Source organism: Bradyrhizobium sp. CCBAU 21365, assembly GCF_015291305.1.
GTDB classification, from domain to species: Bacteria; Pseudomonadota; Alphaproteobacteria; order Rhizobiales; family Xanthobacteraceae; genus Bradyrhizobium; species Bradyrhizobium elkanii.
The window spans coordinates 1,418,284-1,438,117 of record NZ_CP030036.1 but is presented as its reverse complement, the minus strand read 5'-3'; the positions used below and the strand labels follow the sequence as shown (position 1 = coordinate 1,438,117).

Here is a 19,834-nt window from a genome sequence, read left to right as displayed (position 1 = left end):
ACGTCGGAGGAAGCCATGCCATCATCCGCAGATCGCGCCGCGGCGCTCAACCGCTATCGCAATGTGTGCGTCATCGGAGCCGGTGTCATCGGCTCCTCCTGGGCGGCGCTGTTTCTCGCACACGGGCTCAATGTCGTGATCAACGATCCGCAGCCCGGCATCGAGGCCACGGTCAAGGACGCCCTGATCAAGATCGGGCCGACATTGCTGAAGCTCGGCCTGCCGCATGAGGGATTGGAGCGCAACCTGCGCTTCGAGCCGGACCTCGCGCGCGCCGTCGCCGGCGCCGACCTGGTGCAGGAGAACGGGCCGGAGAAGCCCGAGTGGAAGCAGCAGCTCTGGGCACGAATCGAGGCAACGGTGCCGAAACATGCATTGCTGCTGTCGTCGAGCTCGGCGCGGCCAGCCACCGAACAGGCGAAAGAGATGAAGGATGCAAGCCGGCTGCTGATCGGCCATCCCTTCAACCCGCCGCATCTGATCCCGCTCGTCGAAATCGTTCCCGGCGAGCGCACCGATCCAGAGGCCACCGCCGACGCCGTGGCGTTCTACGAGGCGCTCGGCAAGGTGCCGCGCGTGCTCAAGAAGGAAATCCAGGGCTTCGTCGCCAACCGGCTGCAGCGCGCGATCATGCGCGAGGCCTGCTATCTCGTGCAGGAAGGCGTCGTCACGGTCGACGAGCTGGACGACGTCGTCACCAGCTCGATCGGGTTGCGCTGGGCGGTGAACGGGCCGTTCAGCTCGTTCCACATGGGTGGTGGACCGAACGGGCTGGAATCGTTCTTCCAGCACCTCGGCAAGAACATGGCCGCGTCGTTCAAAGTGATTCCGCAGGTCGATCTCGACGAGGCGCTGCAGCGCAAGATCATCGACCAGGCCGCGGCATCTTTCGGCAAGACGCCGATCCCGCGGATGGAGCGCGAACGCGACGACACGCAGGTGGCGCTGCTGCACGTGCTGGCGGCACGCAACGGCAGGAACGGGACATGACCGGCTCACCCGCAGGCCTGCGCGCATTCGCAGACAGAGGCGACCGCCACGTTTCGGAATAGGCCAATCTGGCCGACGGACAACAGCTGATCCCGGGCATCAAGCGGAGACGGACTCATATGAGCATCTTCGAAGGTTTGAAGGTCATCGACTGCGGCAGCTTCATCGCCGCGCCAACCGCCGCGACGCTGCTTGGCGACTTCGGCGCCGACGTGATCAAGATCGAACCGCCCGGCGCAGGCGACGCGTTCCGTCAGGTGCCGAAGCTGCCGGGCATGCCGAGATCCGACCAGCCCTATGGCTGGCTGCTCGACAATCGCAACAAGCGCGGCCTTGCGCTCGACCTGTCGAAGCCCGAGGGCCAGGCGGTGCTGCATCGCCTCGCCTCCACAGCCGACGTCTTCATCACCAACTATCCGCTCGCGGTCCGCAGGAAGCTCGCGATCAGCTACGAGCGGCTTGCCGCGGCGAATGACCGGCTGATCTACGCCTCCTTCACCGGCTATGGCGAGACCGGCGACGAGGCGGGCAAGCCCGGCTTCGATGTCACGGCCTACTGGGCGCGCTCAGGACTGATGGACATGGTACGGAGCGACGCCAGCACGCCGCCGGCGCGGGCGCTGGCCGGCATGGGCGATCACCCGTCGGGCGTTTCGCTGTTCGCGGCCGTCGCCGTGGCGCTGTATCAGCGCGAGCGCACGGGACGCGGCACCCAGGTCGGCTCCTCGCTGCTCGCCAACGGCGTGTGGTCGAACGGCATCATGGCGCAGGCGGCGTTGTGCGGGGCGACGTTCACGCCGCGGCCGCCGCGCGAGAATCTGTTCAATGCGCTCGGCTGCTACTACCGCTGCCGCGACGGCCGCTGGCTGCTGCTCGCGATCGTCAACGAGCAGCGCGACTTTCCGACCGTGGCGAAATGCCTCGGCCTCGACGACCTGCTCACTGATCCGCGCTTTGCCAAGCAGGCCGATCGCTTCGCCCGTTCCTCCGAATTGATCGCCCTGTTCGACGCGGCATTCGCGACGCGTGACCGGGACGAATGGCGTGCAAGCCTCGATGAAGCAGGCATCGTCTTCGAATGCGTTGCCGAGATGGGCGACCTGTCCGCCGACCGGCAAATGCTGTCGGCCGGCGTGCTGGTGCCGTTCGAGAACGACGACATGCTGACCATCGACAGTCCGTTCTTTGTCGACGGTGCAACCAAGGTGAAGCCGCGCAAGGCGCCCGCGGTAGGTGAGCACAGCACGCAGATCCTGCGCGAGGCCGGCTACGATGACGCGGCCATCGCCGGGATGCGCAAAAGCAAGGTCCTGGCGTGATGCGCTGACCGCAAGGCGGCGCCCTGCCGCCTTCACCCCACGCACGAGAAAAGGCCGCGCCCTCGAATGAGAGGCGCGGCCAGTCTCGAGGCGCCCGAACCGGGGGGCACCACAGCAGCGGCGCGGCGCAGCTGAGGTTCGGAGGACGCTCCCGAGCAGAAGCGATCAGCGCCCGACACGCTTCCAACTCCCTGACGAGCCATCGCATTTGCCGTCGATGGCCAATCTATGCATGGATTTCGTCCGCGAGGAGGTTCGACGAGGCCGGTTCGGAGGTGACTTATGGACAGCGTGGAGTAACGAGCGGTCACATACAGCGCGCGCCGCCTGCACGGCGTTCACACCGGCGAAGAGACCCGGAAATCGGACGGGCTCTTGCCGGTCCAGCGGATGAAGGCATGCCGGAAGTTGGCGGCGTCGCTATAGCCCAGCCGGCTCGCGATCTCCTCGTTGGTCATCGCGGTCTTGCGCAGATATTCCATCGCTAGCCGCGTCCGCACCTCGGCGAGCAGCTCACGATACGATGTATCTTCCGCTTCGAGCCTCCGCCGCAGGGCACGCGGATGCATCGACAGCCGCTCAGCGATCGCTTCGATGTTCGGATACCTGCCGGGCTGCTCGATCAGGACCCGCCGGACATCGGCAGCGATGCCGCCTGCATGATTGACCTCGGACAGCACCTGCTCGCACATCTCGCGCGCCATTCCGTGGGTGCGGGAATCCGCCAGCGCCACCGGACCGTCGGCCTGAGACAGCTGATACCTGTACTCGTTTCCGCGCTGGCGAAACAGGACCGGGCAGTCGAACAACATCTGGTAGGCACCGGCATGCGCCGGTTCACCATAGGCAAGGGAAATCTGCGAAAAGCAGAACGACTCGCCCGCCAGGTCCTTCATCGTCGTCAAATGCGACGAGAGGGCGAACTCGGCTGCGAAGCGATGCACGTCTTGCGTCGGATTCGGCCAATGCAACGGCTCGAACGCACAGACGACCGCCGCGCCGTCATACGAGTATTTCGCATCGCACAGCGGGCCAACGACCCGAAGGTATCGATTGGCGAAGGCGCGCGCATCGTCATAGGTCGCGCTGCTCAGCAAAGCATATCCGTACATTCCGTGCGCGGTCACGCGCATGCGCTGTCCGGCGCGGAGGGCAACCGTCGGTTCGTTCGACAGCCGCAATGCATTGCGAACCACGATGTCGATCTGCCGGTACGAGATACGCGTCGTATGAGCTTCGAGCTGATCCTCGGTCAAGCCGGTGCCCGCCAGCGCCACGGACGATCGAACCTGTTGCCTGCCGAGCTCGGCGATGATGGCAGCAATCAACTGCGCCGAATATACATGCTGGTCGAAATCCGGCGGCAATTGGCATTCCGGCACGGCGTCTCGCAGGCGCCTTCCAGCGCTCATGGTCGTCTACCTCCTTGGACCTAAAGTCTTGCTCAAATCGAAATCATTCGCAATGCCGGCAGCAACTGGCCGGCTTCCCCTATCCCCAACCTTGGGACGGCGCGCGGATCGTATCCAATCACGCCGAGTTCGTTATCGAGGTATTTCGCCGGCACTGCCGTGCTTCAGCATTCCACGACGTTCACCGCGAGCCCGCCCAGCGAGGTCTCCTTGTATTTGGACTTCATGTCCTCGCCGGTCTGCAGCATCGTCTTGATGACGGCATCAAGCGATACATAGTGCTTGCCGTCACCACGCAGCGCCATTCGGGCGGCGTTGATGGCCTTGACGGCGCCCATCGCATTGCGCTCGATGCAAGGGATCTGCACCAGGCCCCCGACGGGATCGCAAGTGAGACCAAGATTGTGCTCCATCCCGATCTCGGCAGCGTTCTCGACCTGGGACGGCGCACCACCGAGCACGGCCGTCAGGCCGCCTGCGGCCATCGAGCAAGCAACGCCGACCTCGCCCTGACAGCCAACTTCCGCGCCGGAGATCGAGGCATTCGCCTTGTAGAGCATGCCGATCGCAGCCGCGGTGAGCAGGAACGTCACGACGCCGTCGTCGGTCGCGCCCGGACAGAACTTGACGTAGTAGTGCAGTACGGCCGGGATCACGCCGGCGGCGCCGTTGGTCGGCGCGGTCACGATCCGTCCGCGCGCTGCATTCTCCTCATTTACCGCCATCGCGAAGGCGTTGACCCAGTCCATCGCCGCCAGCGGATCGACGCTGTCAGTATCGCTGTTGCGGGCCGACAGTTCGCGGTAGAGAGCCGGAGCACGACGGCGAATGCCCAGCGGCCCGGGCAACGGCTCGGCCGCGCCGGCATTGTCGATTCCGAAGCCGCGGTCGACGCACTGCTTCATCGTCTCCCAGATCTTCAGGAGGCCGGCGCGGACGTCCGCGTCGGTGCGATGTACGCACTCGTTGGCGAGCACCATGTCGGCGATCGAGCGGCCGCTCGACTGCGCACGTGCAACCAGCTCGGCGCCAGTGCCGAACGGATACGGCCAGACCGGGAGCTCGGCGCCTGCGCCGCCAGCCGCGTCGCCAAGGCCACGCTCGATCACGAATCCGCCGCCGATCGAGAAGTAGTAGCGTTCCGCCAGCAGACTGCCGTCGGCCGCGAACGCCACAAGCCGGATTCCATTCGGATGTTCCGGTAATGCGCTGTCGGGATTGAACACGATATCGTGCCCGCGCCGAAACGGGACCGGATGAACGTTGAGCAGCCGCAGCTCGCCGGAGCGCCGGATGTGCGCAAGCTGGGGCGCCACCTGGGCCGGATCAACCGTATCGGGCTTTTCGCCGAGCAGGCCGAGGATCACGCCGAGATCGGTCGCATGCCCTCGCCCGGTCGTGCCCAGCGAGCCATAGAGATCGGCGCGGACCCGTACCGTTCTGGAAAGCAGGCCATCGCGCTCGAGCGCGCGGACGAATTGGCCGGCCGCGCGCATCGGCCCCACCGTGTGCGAACTCGAGGGGCCGATGCCGATCTTGAATATGTCGAAGACCGAAAGCATCAGGCAGCAGGCAGTTGTTGCTTGACGAGCTCGACCCAATACGCGGCGCCCAGCGGCAGGATGGCGTCATTGAAATCATAGTAGGGATTGTGCAACGGCGGATCATTGGCGGTCTCGCCCGCGCCGATGCAGATGTAAGCGCCCGGGCACTCCTGCAGCATGAACGCAAAGTCCTCCGATCCCATCGCCGGCTTGATGTCGGTTTGCACCTGTTCGACGCCGACGAGGTTTGCGGCGGCCGACGCCGCGGCATTCGTTTCGGCGGGCGTGTTGATCACTCCCGGATAACCTCGCATGTAGCTCAGATCGATCTTTCCGCCATGAGTTTGCGCCACGCCGGCGCAGACCTGCTTCATGGCGCCCTCGACCTTATCCTGTATCTCGGCGTCCAGCGTTCTGACCGTGCCGCGCAGTGTAACGGTTTCGGGCACCACGTTCCAGGTGTCGCCTCCGTGGATCTGGGTTACGCTCACGACAGCGGCGTCCATTGCGCCGATGCGGCGGCTCACGATGCCTTGTAGCGCGGAGACGAGATCGGCCGACACCAGGATCGGGTCGATGCCCTTCTCCGGCGTCGCGGCATGACAACCGCTCCCGGTCACGACGATCTCGAACGTATCGAGGAAGGCCGTCGCAATGCCGGTCCGGATCGCGAATTTTCCTCGCGGGATATTCGGAATGTTGTGCATCCCGTAGACCGCGTCGGCGGGAAACATCTTGAACAACCCCTCCTCAACCATCCTCTTGCCGCCGCCTTCATTCTCCTCGGCGGGCTGGAACACGAAGTGAACAGTGCCGCGGAACGGCCGGCGGCGGGCGAGCTGTACGGCGGCGCCAAGCAGCATTGTGGTGTGGCCGTCGTGGCCACAGCCGTGCATTTTGCCGGCCCGGGTTGATTTGTGGGCGCGGTCCCCCAGTTCCTGTAGATCAAGCGCGTCCATGTCGGCGCGCAGGGCGATCGTCGGGCCTTCGCCATTCTTCAGCGTTCCGACCACGCCGGTGCCGCCGAGGCCGCGATGGACCGGAATCTGCATCTCCATCAGCGCATCGGCCACGAGCTGGGCGGTGCGGTGCTCCTGGAACGCGGTTTCCGGATTGGCATGGATGTCATGGCGCCAATCCAGCATGCGGGCACAGATATCGTCGGCGATTCCAAACTTCTCTGACATGCGTTGGTCCATCTGTTCGTAGGTTAGCGATGGAAGAATTCGGCGATCAATGTCGCACCGAGAAACGTGCCCGCGGCAGCCGTCAGCGAGACCACCACGATACGCCAGCTCAGCTTCCTGAAGATCGGAAGATCCTTGGCGACCGAGAAGCCGGCGAGCGTCAGCACAGGGGTCGTGAAAGCCAGGAAGTTCAGCTTGTCGACCGAGCCGATCATCGCGTTGGAGAACGGCAGCAGGCCGGGAATGCCGAGCACAGTCGTGACCACGACCAGGACAAGGATGTGCGGCACTTTCGGCAACAGACGGGCAACGACGTCGACCAGCAGCACGACCGCGAGCACGACCAGGAGACCCGCCCCCGTGTCCAGCAGCGGAACCTTGTAGGTGAGCGAATTGCCGATCAGGACGCCGCCGGCGACGGTGATCCAGGCCAGCAGCGAGTCGGAGAAGCCGAACGTGCCGTGCTTTGTCTCGTTGGCGTCGGCGATCGAGGGCCCGAGGTCTTCCGACGTGAAGTTCGAGAGCCGACCGAGCACGGGCTCCAGCCTGTCATACAGCCAGGAGCACACCGGTAGCGAGAAGAACAGGGCGAAATAGAAGCCGAGCACTGCGGTCATCAGGTTCGCCGCCGAGGCGATCGCAATCAGCTCCTTCGCCATCTCGGGCGGATTGTGGCCGTTGATGGTGCCGATCGCGGCCGCCATCATGCTGCCCGAGCCGACGCCCGCGCCCATCGCGAGCGACCGCGGATCGAAGATGTGCAGGCTGGCGACAAAGCCGGCCAACAGCGCGATGAACAGTGCGCCGAGCACGGTGCCGGTGATGTACTCGGCCAGCACGCCGCGCCCCTCGGCGGAGTTCATGCCGTATTTCTCGCCGATGATCACCATGTTGCCTTCACGGCCGATCGAGAACGTCGCGCCGACCGCTTCGCGCTTGACGCCGAGCAGGAGCGCAATCGGCAGGCCGAGGACGAGCGTGCCGAAGGTGTGCCCGAGCTCCTGGAAGATCAACGCCCAGCCTGCCTTCTGCACCTCCGGCAGCGCGCCGCCGACCGTGAATGCCATCTTGATCACGAACAACAGCAGGCCCGCGTTGAGCAGTTGTCCCGCATAGGTCTGCAGGCTCGGCCCGATCCGCGCGGCGGTAGGTACATAACGCGCTGAGAGGCCCCATGCGGCCGCAATCAGCAGCGCCCACACCATCGGTTGAAGCAGCACCTTGCCCGGTCCGATTTGGAACTGGACGATCCCAACCGTCTCAGCGACGGCAACGATCATCAGAACGGCAACGAACAGCGTGAGCTTGCCGGTGCTTGCGGGATTGACCGCCGGGGCGGCCAGGTCTGCGGAAGGCGAAGAGGTCGATGTCATGATGCTGGACACCTCCGGAAAATGATTGCGAGGCAATGCGGTGAACGGTGAACCAACCTGCCCGCGCAGCATCCGGGAGAAAGCACCTTGCATCAATGATCGTATCATCCTATTTCCGTTGCATTTTTTGCAACATTGGCAGAACGCAGATCCGACCGGCGAAAGCCGGCATGACCGCGACCGTTGCCGTCATGGATGCAAACGGTGCGAGGACGGCGAAGCGATTCCTCGGCCAGTCCTCGTGCTACTCGATCGCACCGGGCGCCCCGCCCGGTTCGAGCTTCTGCACGTCCGCCACATTGACGCCAAGCACGACGATGTCGTGCGTCTTGCCCTGAAGGTCTTTCACCTGATCGCGCAACAGCGCCTCGGCTCGGAAGCCGAGTGCCTCGAAGATCGTGATCGCGCGGGTCTGGTCCGACGTCATCTGCACGGTCAGGCGTTCCAGGCGCATCGACAACGCGAGGTCAAAGGCCTCATTGGAAAGTGCCCGTCCGATGCCGGTGCCGCGTACATGCGAGGCGATCACGGTCCTGATCTCGCCGACATGGGCCGACCACGACATGGGGTCCCGCACGATTGTGCCGCACCCCACCACGATGTCGTCCTTGACCACCAGCAGGCTGACGATCGAGCCGCGCTCGATCTCCTTGATCCATGCCGACAGCACCTTCGGCTCACGGATATTCCGCGGCAGGAAAAGCATGTCGTGCACGGCAAGCGCGTTGGCAAATTTCCCGACGGCAGCCTCGTCGGCAGCCCCCATCAACCGAAACTCGACGTCCCCGCTCTCGAATTTGACGCGACGCGGATAGGATCGCATCTTGATGGTCCTCATGCAGATCACTCGCTCAATCGAAATCCAGACTTCGCCGCAACCAATTTGCGGGCTCTGCGGCGTTTCTTCCAGCAGTCCTGCACGCGAGAGCCAGATCAAAGAAAGCTGGGCGCACCGATCTCCGAATATAACCCCTGAGACGGCCTGTTTGCACCTTTCCGAACGACGATGAGCACAAGAGCCTGATGCCAATGACCAATACAAACGCTTCCAGGGACATCGACGAACGCCCGCTTCACGAGATGCTCCGCAGCCATGCCCGCGAGCGGCCGGAAAGGCCGGCCTGCATCTGGTATGGTCGTGCCATCACGTTCCTCGAACTCGATCGCGCGAGTGACGCATTCGCGGCGCGCCTGCAGCAGCTCGGCGTCGCCAAGGGCGAGCCGGTCGCACTGTTCATGAACAACTGTCCGCAATACCTGAAGGCGCAATACGGCATCCAGAAGATCGGCGCCATTGCCTCGCCCTGCGGGGCGCTGAACAAGGAGCACGAGCTCGCCTACCAGCTCGACGATCTCGGCGCGCGCGTGATCGTCGCGGCCGAACCGCTCTTGCCGATCGTGGCTCAGGTCCGTGACAAGACCAGGCTCGAGCATGTCTTCGTGGTCCGCTACCCGGACCTGCTGCCCGAGCGGCCGCCGATCGGCGTTCCCGACGAGCTGTTCGCATCCGGCTCCAGGCCGGCCGGTACGGCCGGCGAGATCGAGGACTTCCTCGCCGTCACCGCAAGCGGCGCGTCGCCCCGCGATGTCGCGATCGACATGAACGATACGGCGCTGATGATCTACACGTCGGGCAGCACGGGTCGGCCCAAGGGAGCGATGCTGTCCTATCGCAACGTCATCTTCAAGACGGCCGCGACCGTGACCTGCAACGGGATCGGCGCCGAGGACGTGCTGCTCTCGATCGCGCCGCTTTATCACATCGCCGGCATGGTGATGGGCGTCAATGCACCGGTCTATGCCGGCGCGACGTCCGTGCTGCTGTACCGGTTCGATCCGCTCGTAACGGCCCAGGCGATCGACCGCTATCAGGTGAGCTGGTGGTACAGCGTCGCGCCGATGAACGTCGCGGTCACGCAGCTCCCGAACATTTCCGACTTCAGGCTGAAAAGCCTCCGCGTCAATCCCGTGACTAGTTTCGGCATCGACTGGACCGAAGCGCTTGCGGGGCAATGGCAGGCCGTCGCGTCGAACTGCGAGAGCTTCGAGGCGGCGTACGGGCTGACCGAGACCCACACGGTCGACACTTTCATGCCGCGCAACGCAATCCGCTGGGGCACGCATGGCAGGCCGGTGCCCGGCAACGAGATCCGGATCGTCGATCCCGACTCCGGCACGGACATGCCGGCCGGCGTCCCCGGCGAAATCGTGATCCACGGCCCGGGCGTATTCAAGGGTTACCGCAATCGTCCCGACGCGACCGCGGAAGCGCTGCGCAATGGCTGGCTACACACCGGCGACATGGGCCGCCTCGATGCCGACGGCTATCTGACCTTCATGGGGCGCTTCAAGGAGATGATCAAGGTCTCCGGCTACAGCGTCTTCCCGGAAGAGGTCGAGTCGATCCTGAACAAGCACCCCGACGTGGCGGCGTCGGCCGTGATCGGCGTGCCCGACACAACCAAGGGCGAAGTGGTCAAGGCCTTCATCGTCCTGGCGCCGCGCGCCGAGCTGGACACCGCCCAGCTCGCGGCATGGGCGCGCCAGAACATGGCGCCTTACAAGGTGCCGCGCGATGTCAGCTTCGTGACCGAGTTGCCGCGCTCACCGGCCGGCAAGCTGTTGCGGCGGCTGCTCAAGGACTGACGCAAAGCTGCCCGACCGGCCGATGGCGCGCGCTGGAAATCCCGATCAGCTCATGTCCTAAAATCACTCCCAACCTGGTCCGACGGCACCTTTTCGGGACTCGATACCCATGTTTGGCATGCCCCTTTGACCCGACGATTCATCGGCAAAGACCAAATTGCAGCCTGCGACATGTTCAGTCACGACGACGAAAGCTCGAGCATCAAGTACCGGCGACGTATGAAACGGATGATCGAAGCGCTCAGCAGAGAACTGACGCTGCAAGGCATTATCGGTCAGGGGACGACCACGGATCTGCGGGTGGACATTATCAGCCTGGCCAAAACCGCACTCATGGTGTGTGACTTCGATAAGGTCGCGGACTGACGCGTCTCTTGCACAGAATGAAAGACTTTCGTGCGCCGAGCGACCTTGCCGGCCGCCAAAGAACCGGCACACAGACCCTCGGCAGATAGGCACTTCGAAGACTGAAAGCTGTCATCTTGTTGGCATTGCTGTTGGTATCCGCAGCAATCGGCGGCTAAAACTATCGCAAATTCAATTCGTTATGCCATTCGGCGATTGCCGGCTAGGGGCACCAAGCTAGAAACACCAGCAGTAACAATAGCTTGAATCCTTGGTTCGATTCCCGATTTTCTCGCGGCGATTGAAGACACAAGTAAAAATTCGCGGCAGCCATCCGTTTTGTTGGTATCGGCGGAACAGACGTTGACGACGAATTCCGCTATTCCGAACGATGGATTTGAGCAGATGGCTCGCGAGAATTATGGCGCGAGCGCCAACCCGAACACGTCGATTGCCAGATCTCCTGTGATGGGGCTAAGAGCCTGATCTGGCTGTTGCGGATCTTGCATGCGAATTTTCCGGCGACCCTCGGCTCTTACCGACGATGAGATGGAATCTTTCTTTCCGGACCGCGACGGAAGATGGAGGCGGCAAAACCAAAGCCGCCCGCTTAAAGCGCGGCGCAAAGGGTTGATCTCAATCAGAACTGGGCCTCGTCGAACAAAACTGGTTCTGCCCTGTCTGCCGGCGCGTCGCACGGCAACCAGACAGATCGTACCGCCTAGCCTTCGATCGTGTCACCAACGGAGATTTTCGCCATCGTCCACTACCTCGAGATATGCCCCCGAGATCGGTATGGCCGAAGTGCCGCATGATCGCCTTGGGCAGGTTCATGTCTCGCTGCGCGGTGTTCGGGTTGACTTTGACAGCGAGTGAGCGTTGCCCTCCGAAGGCAAAGGTCACACGTTCGAATCGTGACGGGTGCGCCAGTTTCTCCTCACGCGGATACCAATTCTAGACGGGGCGCGGGTCGATGACGCCTCGACAATCAACCTATCCCATGTGCCAGGCACGCCACCGCGATCGCCTCGACAATGCGCTGGTCGAGACGGGCGGCGCCCAGATAGGTCTGTGCAGGCACCGATTGGACGATCTCAGGGCTCGCCGACGCCGCTACGACAGCCGTGTGGCGGATGGTCCTGGCTCCCGCTATTTGTCGCGAACGGATGGAGCTGATTCTGCGGTCGGCCGCTCGTGCTCGGCGACGTGATTGCATGACGCGGTGCCTACCGTGCTCGCCACCTTGCACCGCTGAATTTTTGCTTCGGCCGGCCCAGATAGCTCACCATAGCGACCCAGCGCTCCAGTTGAACGTCAAAAACAAAATGGCTCCTTGCGGAGCCCGGAAATCTCGCCAAACGTTTCGCTCCGATTCAAATCGCGCGTCTTGCCATTTCACGCCAATCTCGTGGAATGTTTCAGCTATCGATCGCGCAAAGCCGTCTGCGATGGGGCACTTGCTGCTGTTTATCGGCAAGTTGCTGCCGCCTGTAGACAACGGGCTGAACTTTCATCAAACGCGCGAAAGTGCGGCTGAAACTGCTCGCACTGGAATAGCCGAGGAATTTTGCGACGTCGGACAGGGGCTTGCTCGAGTCTGCGAGCAGCTGACAAGCCATATTCAAGCGAACCTCCGCAAGCATTGCGCGATAGCTTGTGCCCATACGGCCGAGATGACGCTGCAACGTCCGCGTGCTGATCTTGCAAACGCGAGCTGTGCCATTTATGGTTGCGTCACCCTGTCGCAGCGACGCGACAATGGCCGCGCGGACCGCCTCGGACGAAGGCAAACGGACGGCTCTCATCTGTCGGTGTAAGGCACGAAGTCTATGCTCCGTCTAGAGAATACCAGATGCTTCGGCGCCATGGGTATCCGGGCCTCCTGTCTGGCCGACGGTCCGGGAAAACCAGGGCGTCTTTCGATCACCCAGCGGCCCTCGTTCGACCATTGTCGAACGCACGTAATACTGCGAGGGTACGGACAGAGAATTCATCGATACCCAGCACGAAGGGCTCAGCTTTCCTCCATTCAGATCCCAGTCTTGATCCAGTATGCCTATACAGCGAATTGTTGGCCGTCTGGCCATAAGCCGCCAAAAAAGCCGGCAAGTCCGGCATCGAAGGAGCGGCTCTGCTGATCGACGCAGCAGATCGCTGGGGTGCAGAGAACGGTGCATGCCGGGAGCGGGGCAGCGAACTCTTCCATTTTCGCCGGCAACGCCAACGCCCGGCCCGAGCGAAATTCCCGCCGACAGGCAGCATCCATTTTACGATCGAGAGGCGGCCTGGTGGCAAATATTCATTTGACGCGCTGCCAATTCATCATTCCCTTCGCTGATATCCTTAGCGAAATCGGCGCGTCGACGGGTTCGCTTCTGGCAAAATTTCATCTTCCGACATCATTGGAAGAAAAGGCCAATCACTATGTTCCGATTCTGCGAGCAATCGATTTCGCGGAAATCGCCCGGAGATCACAAGGCATTCCGGATTTCGGATTCCTCGCTTCCCAACGTTTGCACTATTGTCACCTGAGCGAGAAAACCCGGACTCTGATCGGCCATGCCCCAACGTTGTTGGTCGCGCTGCAACAGGCTTGCAAATGGGCATCGATCGAGGACTCGAACTTGAAGAACTGGATCGAGCGCCACGACGATCATGTGAGGTTTTGCAGCAGTCTCACTGGAACAAAAGGACTCCTGCACCTCGAGCATTCACAGTGGCTTCAGAACATTTTCCCTATATATATCGTCCAGCAGTTCGCCGGACCGGATTGGGCTCCTGCAACAATCGCCTTTGAAGCCCGCTATACGCCGAGCCCTGCGTGTCATTCATTCTGGCCAAACACGCGCTTCCTGTCCGGACAGGACGCATCATGGATCGACGTGCCGATCTCGCTTCTCAGCCTTCCCAATCGCGCAAAGGAGAAAGCGCTCTCCTTGCAGGACGATCAGGCTGGCCCATCAGGTCATGATATCATTGCAACGCTCAAGTTGATGTTGCCGTCCTACCTGGACCAAGGACTTCCGGCTCTCGCTGAGGTCGCGGAGATGGCTGGCGCGAGCGCGAGGAGCTTACAACGCAAACTCGCGTACGCCGGCATGACATACTCGGATCTGCTCGACATCATCCGGTTCGAGAATGCAAGCAAGCTCTTGCGTGACACGGATTCCAAGATCATCGAAATCGCATTCTCCTCCGGCTACACTGATCCAGCGCACTTTACTCGCGCCTTCCGCCGAATTAGCGGTGTTACGCCGCGGGAGTTTCGTGCGCAATCGCGGCCGGAATAAGCGTCACGTGGTACGGCGCGTGTGCCACGAACGCGCAGGACCGTCATCCTCGAAAGCACATCAGGCAAACCTAAAAGTCCGGACCAAACACGTCATCGTTGAACTGGGCTGCGGCGTCATCGTTTTCCATGCTGTCGATCAGGTTTTGCTCTGGATTCGTAAAGCCGCCTGCCAAGAGCGCAGTTTCCGGCAATGCACCAGAACTGGCGCGATATTTGTCCATTGCGGCCACGCTGCCGACATACGCACAGGTGCATCCGGAGGGATCCGCGTAGACGTAGTAGGGACGTCCGCGCTTGTGCCGTAGCTGAAACTGATTGGGCGGGAATGACATCAGCCGATTCAACATCTCCGGCGTGGTAGCAGCGATGGGGCCGAAGCCCGATGACATCAACAATTGACCAGTTGATTGCTGAGCGTAACCGCGAGCACCCGAGTACAACTGAACAAGAAGGGTGAACGAAACGAGGGTTGCAGTAGCGCCTGCAGATCGAAGAGCCATTCTTTCTCCGGAGATACCTGGATGGGCTACCAATTGGAGCCGAAAGTGAAACGGAAGGCGTCTACAAATATGCCGTATACGAGCCGATCCAGACCAGGATCGACATCAGCAGGCCGATGACGCCGGCGTTGTCTGCGAACACAGTGGCGGTGCCCGGCATTCCGAGCCGGAGTTGGCTACGGTCGATGGTCTTCGGGATCGAAATAGCAGCCGGATAAACCTTCGCGCCCCCGATCGAGCCGACCCGCGCCAGCGTAGCTGAGACCGCGATCTGGCCCTGCCCCACGCCTTGGGGAATAGCCATGACCGTCGCTTCGTGGATGTGGCCGGGGTCGTCGTCGAAGACGAGCTTGACCTGCGCGCCGGGCTTGATGGTTCTAAATCCGTTCGGCGCGAACATGCCGGTGATGACGACATCGTCTGCGACGATGAACGACATCACCGATCGCGCCGGCATGGCACGGTCGCCGACGGACAGCGCCATGATGGTGACGACGCCATCGCCCACCGCACGGATCGTCGTCTGCTCGAGCTCCCATTTGGCATGGTCGAGCTGGGCCAGGATCTGCGCCACGCTCGTGTTGACACCGCCGATTTCCGATTCCATCGCCAATTGTGCGCTCAGCTGGGTGGCCTTGGCCGCTTGGAGCTGGAATTCGACCGTGTCGTACTGCGCCTGGACGTCTTGCAATTTAAACACAGCCTGCGCGTCCTCGCTGACGAGCTTTCGGTAGTCGGCGAGCCGCTGGGTGTGAAAGGCGAGCTGCTTGGTCAGCCCGTCGACATTCGCCGTCGCCTGCTCGTAACTGGCCTTCAGCTGCTTGACCTGCTGGCGCGCCTGGGCGAGCGATGCCTCGAGCTGGTTGACCTTGTACCGGAACGGCGCCGGATCGATGCGAAACAGCACCGCGCCGGCCGTCACCGGTTCGTTCGGCTTGACCGGAATTTCGATCACCTCGCCGGCAACGTTGGGCGCGACCTCCATGACGCGGGAAATCACGACAAAGCTTCCCGACGGAGTCAGATAGTTGAACATCGCAAGGAACACGGAAAGGATGAACGCGCCGAGCAGCACCGTGACGGCGCCCGAACCCCACCCCCATTTCACGAGCTTGAACTTTGTGAAGAGCAGCCAAACCAGGACGATGTAAAGGGTCAGGATGATCAGCATGACTCATATCTCCGGAGACCGCCGAACTCCAGGCGACGACGGTCGCGGCCAGCCGACCAGCATGACCGACTAGACCTTCCAACGAGCGCGGCCGGAACGCTATGCAGTTTCGGCAACGCCAGGCGCGAGCCTTGTTCTGCCGCTGTCAACCAAGGGCACTTGGTGGGAGTGATTCTTATTTCGCCACGAGGTGACGGGTCGGCGTGACCGTGCTTGCCGGAGGCGCCTGCGAAATCGAAAACGTTATCCCTGCATGCCTCCGACCGGAAATAGATAACCGATCTGAGGACCGACACCGAGAACGCGCGACTCGAAAGACCCTAGAATAGGAAGTTGTCCGGAATCAGCGGTGATCTGCTGATAGGCATATCCAACAAGACCCACAAAAAGCTGCTTTGAGCGAAATTGCGATACGCCCCAGTCGAAATCAAAATCAATTCCGCTCCGATACTGCGTGTCCGGATTCTTGAAATTGTAGGTGAACCCTTGCAGGCACTGCATCCGATGCTCCCCAACCCGCAGCGCGTCTCACCAACAACCCTAGATTAAGGCAGCTCCGGCACCGGTCTATGCAAAATCGGCAAGTCGCGACGCGCTCGGTATTTCTTTGACAGAAGCAGTGTCGCTGGCGCCAGCAGGGATCGGCGCCTCGACCAGCGATCGGAATTACGACCTCAAATTCTCCTGAAACTTCCAGAGCTCGAGGTCGCCATTGCTTTCACCCCAAGGCGCTATGCCTTCTTGAAGCCGGGCGGCTTCCACGTCCCCTCGCCAGCCGGCAGAATCGATGGCGGGGTGGTTTTCGGCCAATACAGCCGCATCGCCACATAGATCGGACCGTCCGGCGCCGGCAGCCAGTTTGCCTCCTTGTCCGCTCCTGGAGACTTGTTCTGGACGTAGATCGTCAGCGAACCGTCGGAGCCGCGCTTCATGTGCGGCAGCATCGGCGAGTTGATCAGGTAGCGATTGATCGGGTTCTTCACCAACAGCTGCGTCTTGCCGTCATACATCGTGACCGACCAGAACGCATTGACCGGCGGCAGTTGCTCTGCAGGGAACGTAAGCATGTAGTTCGACTTCGAGCAGTCGAGCTCTTTGCCATCGGCGTCCACTTTGCCCAGAGGGTACATTGCCTCCACCGCGTCGTTGCCATAGATGCCCGCCTTCGCTGCTGCCGCGCGCAGGAGCCAATCGCCATGAAAGAATGCGGCATCGCCGAACGACGCGCCGACGCGCCAGCCGTTGATATCCTTGCCGAGGGTTGCTACGGCCTCGGTGACCTTGCGCTCGCCTTCCTTCATGCCGAGCAGGATCTCGGCTTTGTCCTCCAGCGACAGGCTGCGGAAGGGGCCCCACACCGATCCGCGCCAGTTGCTCGCGGATCCAGCGATCCTCTGGCAGCGCCGGCGCGAACTGAAGCGCGAAATCCAGGTATTCGAAGAACTCGGTACGGACGAGATCCTTCTCGAATTTGGGGAATGAAAGCGCCGGTGCGGGCGCGGGCGGGGGTTGGTTCAGGAAGCTGGAGAGCGGCTGTGCCTTGTAGCCGGCCTGAACCTTTTTGACGGCCTCGATATCGGCCGGGTCGAACAGCTGCGTCCGGAAAAGTGCCAGGCAGAAATCAGTGGTCGACCGGAACACCTTCTTGATGCCCGCCGGCGTCACGCCGGTCCATCGCGGGCCGACGACCATATAGCTTCCGGCATCACTGCCGGTGGCGCGGGTGCCGACATAACCAAAATTATACGTATTAAGGTCGTTCAGCTGCAGCGCATAGTAGCGCTTGGGATCGATCGCCGGCACGGAAAAGACAATGGGCTCGGCCCGCAGGTCCAGCCATGCGAACGAATACGGCGTGTCGCTGTTGGGCGTGATGACGGCGGTATCTTCATATGTGAAGACGCGCGCCTCGTTGAAGAGCGTATTGAACGGCGCCTTGTACTGGCCCGACGACTTGTCGACCGCGTACTGATTCATGACGCCATAGGCCATCACCATCGGCAGGCCATAGATGAAGCCAGCCTCTGCAATGTCCTTGGCCTTGAAGAAGCCCGGACGTTCGGACCACTGGGCCCAGGCCTGGCTCGATTTGACACCGGCAGCGGCGACGCTCGCCAGCGCGGCAGATCTCAGTAAATCGCGCTTCGTCAGCATGTACGGGCTCTGGATCGATCGCTTTTGCATCAAAATACTCCGTTTCCGTGGTGGACGGGGCTGACACGCCAAGCGTCCTTACGTCCGCTTGCCAACCTAGCGAAAACGCGGCCGTCCGCTATGCAGATTCGGCAATCTGCAGCCGCGCTGCCGAAGCAGCTGCCTCCAGCCGCATCCGGCTTGTGATCTGCCGAGCCTTTCAACTCGGGCGGCGGCCTCTGCACGAAATTGCATAGCCCCCTGATTGCGCGCGCTAGCGGTCCTCAATCCGGGCGCTTCGCCACCACCGCCGACAGAATCGTCCAGCGTCGGGCGTGGCGGCTGGCCTCGGCGCAAGAACGCCAGGCCGCACTCCGCGCAGTCCCGCTAGTAGCATGGCGGATAGGGATAGTATCCGCAAGCCGGCGGCCGATAGTAATACGGGTGGTAGACGTAAGCGGCCGCAGCGCCAGCCGCCGCGGCGGCTCCAGCGTAATACGCTCCTCGGTAGGCGGTGCGTCGCGCAACGCCCGCGAATGAAAGCGGCGTAAACGGAAGGCCGATGATGTCGATAAAGACAGAGGCAGGCCCTTCGGCGCCCTTGATGTCACCCTCGAGAATATCGACATCGAAGGCAAGGTTGTCGCCTTCGAGCTTGGGATTCTTCAGCGTGACAACGACATCGCGCACAGTGTTGCCGTCCTTCTGGAATACGGACACTGTGGCGTTGGGCGGATTCTTTGCGAAATTGTCGCTTCCGGTTCCCCAGTCTTCCACGATATGGCTGGTCAGATCGTGACCAGCCGAGCGAACCGGCCGATCCGCAAATATGATCGCATTTGGCGCGACGCCGGTGAGGACCAGCTTGCCGGGCTCCACGTTCGCTCCCCTGGAGTTGAAGACGATCAGCGATGGAACGACCTGGGGTTTGGTGGCCCCGATCATCTTCAGCTGCGCGTGGGGCGCCGCGTCTTGCGCCAAGGCCATGTTTGTGACCGTCAAAGCACCGAGAAAAGCAATCGCGCGCATCGTATTCGACAGCATGATCAACTCCGAAATCATGGACTACCTAGGCCCAGGCAAGAAGGAAACGAATGGAGGCCGGCCGAATTGGCCGACCTCCTTTCTTCATTAGTAACCGAACTTGTAGTTAAGGCGGAGCGCGAGAAGGCTCGCGTCCGTTTTGGTGTTGGTGGTGATCGACGTGATGCGCCCAAGCGATGGCGTCGGCAACGTGTTGCTCTCGTTCACCCGCCACAGATAGTCGTACTCGATGCCGGCCGTCCAATTCGGAGAGAAGCCGTACTCAAAGCCGACACCCACGACGCCACCCCAGCGGGTCCGGTTCGCAAAGGCGAGGCCCGTGCCGGTTACGTTGTCGATGATGGCAAAGTCCTGGCTACCAACCGCGCCGCCACCCTTGACGTAGAACAAGGCCTCGTTGGCCGCGTAGCCTAGTTGAGCCGTGAAGAGGCCCAGGCCTGAAAGGGTCGACTTGTAGGTTCGGGTCGGATCTTGCGCACTAATGCGCGTGTTGCGGATGTTGGCCCAATCACCCTGCGCTTCCAGACCGTACACCAATTGTCCGGCCTGCCAGCGATAGCCAAGCTGACCGCCGATGATGCCGCCGCCTTTGCTATTGCAGCCTTCCGCGAATATGCGGCCAATTCCATTGATTGCGGTGAGATCGATGCACTGGTTGCTCCAGCCATATCCGCCGTTCATGCCCAGATAGAAGCCGGACCAGTTGTACATCATCGGCGCCGCGATCGGCGCCGCCTTGTACGTCGGCCGCGGTGGAAGGTCGGCGGCCTTTGCAATACCCGTCAACGAAACGGACATTACCGCCACTGCGGTAAGTAAGTTGATTTTCTTCATCGCCTGCGAGCCTCGTCGAATGTGGAAACACATGAGTCACTTGC

15 protein-coding genes and 2 pseudogenes are annotated in these 19,834 nt (G+C 61.9%); 5 read left to right on the top strand and 12 right to left on the bottom strand.

Features of this window, described 5'->3' with window-relative positions; translation table 11 throughout:
- Nucleotides 1-15: 15 nt before the first annotated feature.
- Both XI02_RS06725 and XI02_RS06720 read left to right on the top strand, forming a co-directional pair.
- The gene (locus XI02_RS06725; RefSeq protein ID WP_172648765.1) at nt 16-990 is read left to right on the top strand and encodes a 3-hydroxyacyl-CoA dehydrogenase NAD-binding domain-containing protein; all 975 of its coding nucleotides are present in this window, start codon (nt 16-18) and stop codon (nt 988-990) included.
- Between the two features lie 119 nt (nt 991-1,109).
- Nucleotides 1,110-2,309, top strand: coding sequence for a CaiB/BaiF CoA-transferase family protein (locus XI02_RS06720; protein ID WP_172648766.1), 1,200 nt, complete (start codon nt 1,110-1,112; stop codon nt 2,307-2,309).
- A 338-nt stretch (nt 2,310-2,647) separates the two neighbouring features.
- Here XI02_RS06720 and XI02_RS06715 read toward each other — a convergent pair whose 3' ends face one another.
- The 5 genes from XI02_RS06715 to XI02_RS06695 all read right to left on the bottom strand — a co-directional run bounded on the left by XI02_RS06715 (nt 2,648) and on the right by XI02_RS06695 (nt 8,663).
- Nucleotides 2,648-3,721: an AraC family transcriptional regulator gene (locus XI02_RS06715; protein WP_172648767.1), complete on the bottom strand. Its 1,074-nt coding sequence runs from the start codon at nt 3,719-3,721 to the stop codon at nt 2,648-2,650.
- 164 nt (nt 3,722-3,885) lie between these two features.
- Complete coding sequence (locus tag XI02_RS06710; RefSeq protein ID WP_172649270.1) at nt 3,886-5,286, bottom strand: L-serine ammonia-lyase; 1,401 nt, start codon at nt 5,284-5,286, stop codon at nt 3,886-3,888.
- Nucleotides 5,283-6,410, bottom strand: a complete 1,128-nt coding sequence (locus XI02_RS06705) for a M20 aminoacylase family protein (protein WP_338150473.1) — start codon at nt 6,408-6,410, stop codon at nt 5,283-5,285. The genes XI02_RS06710 and XI02_RS06705 overlap by 4 nt, the downstream gene beginning before the upstream one ends.
- Nucleotides 6,411-6,475: 65 nt before the next feature.
- The gene (locus XI02_RS06700) at nt 6,476-7,825 is read right to left on the bottom strand and encodes a DUF3100 domain-containing protein (protein WP_172648769.1); all 1,350 of its coding nucleotides are present in this window, start codon (nt 7,823-7,825) and stop codon (nt 6,476-6,478) included.
- Nucleotides 7,826-8,069: 244 nt separating this feature from the next.
- A complete protein-coding gene (locus tag XI02_RS06695) occupies nt 8,070-8,663 on the bottom strand; it encodes a GNAT family N-acetyltransferase (RefSeq protein WP_172648770.1) in 594 nt (197 codons plus the stop codon).
- A gap of 191 nt (nt 8,664-8,854) precedes the next feature.
- On the opposite strand from XI02_RS06695, the gene XI02_RS06690 reads away from it, so the two are divergent.
- A complete protein-coding gene (locus tag XI02_RS06690) occupies nt 8,855-10,471 on the top strand; it encodes an AMP-binding protein (protein WP_172648771.1) in 1,617 nt (538 codons plus the stop codon).
- Nucleotides 10,472-10,597: 126 nt separating this feature from the next.
- Nucleotides 10,598-10,837 (top strand): hypothetical protein, encoded by a 240-nt coding sequence (locus tag XI02_RS06685; protein ID WP_172648772.1) that lies wholly within the window; start codon nt 10,598-10,600, stop codon nt 10,835-10,837.
- A gap of 1,397 nt (nt 10,838-12,234) precedes the next feature.
- On the opposite strand, the gene XI02_RS45115 is transcribed toward XI02_RS06685, so the two are convergent.
- Nucleotides 12,235-12,480 carry an AraC family transcriptional regulator gene (locus XI02_RS45115; protein WP_244981166.1) on the bottom strand — a complete coding sequence of 82 codons (246 nt, stop codon included), beginning with the start codon at nt 12,478-12,480 and terminating at the stop codon, nt 12,235-12,237.
- A 624-nt stretch (nt 12,481-13,104) separates the two neighbouring features.
- On the opposite strand from XI02_RS45115, the gene XI02_RS06675 reads away from it, so the two are divergent.
- Nucleotides 13,105-14,106 (top strand): helix-turn-helix transcriptional regulator, encoded by a 1,002-nt coding sequence (locus XI02_RS06675; protein WP_244980808.1) that lies wholly within the window; start codon nt 13,105-13,107, stop codon nt 14,104-14,106.
- Between the two features lie 70 nt (nt 14,107-14,176).
- Here the strand turns inward: XI02_RS06675 and XI02_RS06670 are convergent, their stop codons facing one another.
- The 6 genes and pseudogenes from XI02_RS06670 to XI02_RS06645 form a co-directional block, all read right to left on the bottom strand.
- Nucleotides 14,177-14,608, bottom strand: coding sequence for a hypothetical protein (locus XI02_RS06670; protein WP_172648774.1), 432 nt, complete (start codon nt 14,606-14,608; stop codon nt 14,177-14,179).
- A gap of 61 nt (nt 14,609-14,669) precedes the next feature.
- Nucleotides 14,670-15,779, bottom strand: a complete 1,110-nt coding sequence (locus XI02_RS06665; RefSeq protein WP_172648775.1) for an HlyD family secretion protein — start codon at nt 15,777-15,779, stop codon at nt 14,670-14,672.
- Between the two features lie 175 nt (nt 15,780-15,954).
- Nucleotides 15,955-16,265: pseudogene (locus XI02_RS06660) on the bottom strand (transporter); the annotation flags it as partial.
- A gap of 245 nt (nt 16,266-16,510) precedes the next feature.
- Nucleotides 16,511-17,933 (bottom strand): annotated as a pseudogene (locus XI02_RS06655) (DUF1254 domain-containing protein).
- Between the two features lie 366 nt (nt 17,934-18,299).
- Complete coding sequence (locus tag XI02_RS06650; RefSeq protein ID WP_244980809.1) at nt 18,300-18,956, bottom strand: hypothetical protein; 657 nt, start codon at nt 18,954-18,956, stop codon at nt 18,300-18,302.
- Between the two features lie 87 nt (nt 18,957-19,043).
- Complete coding sequence (locus XI02_RS06645; protein ID WP_172648777.1) at nt 19,044-19,790, bottom strand: outer membrane protein; 747 nt, start codon at nt 19,788-19,790, stop codon at nt 19,044-19,046.
- Between the last annotated feature and the right edge of the window lie 44 nt (nt 19,791-19,834).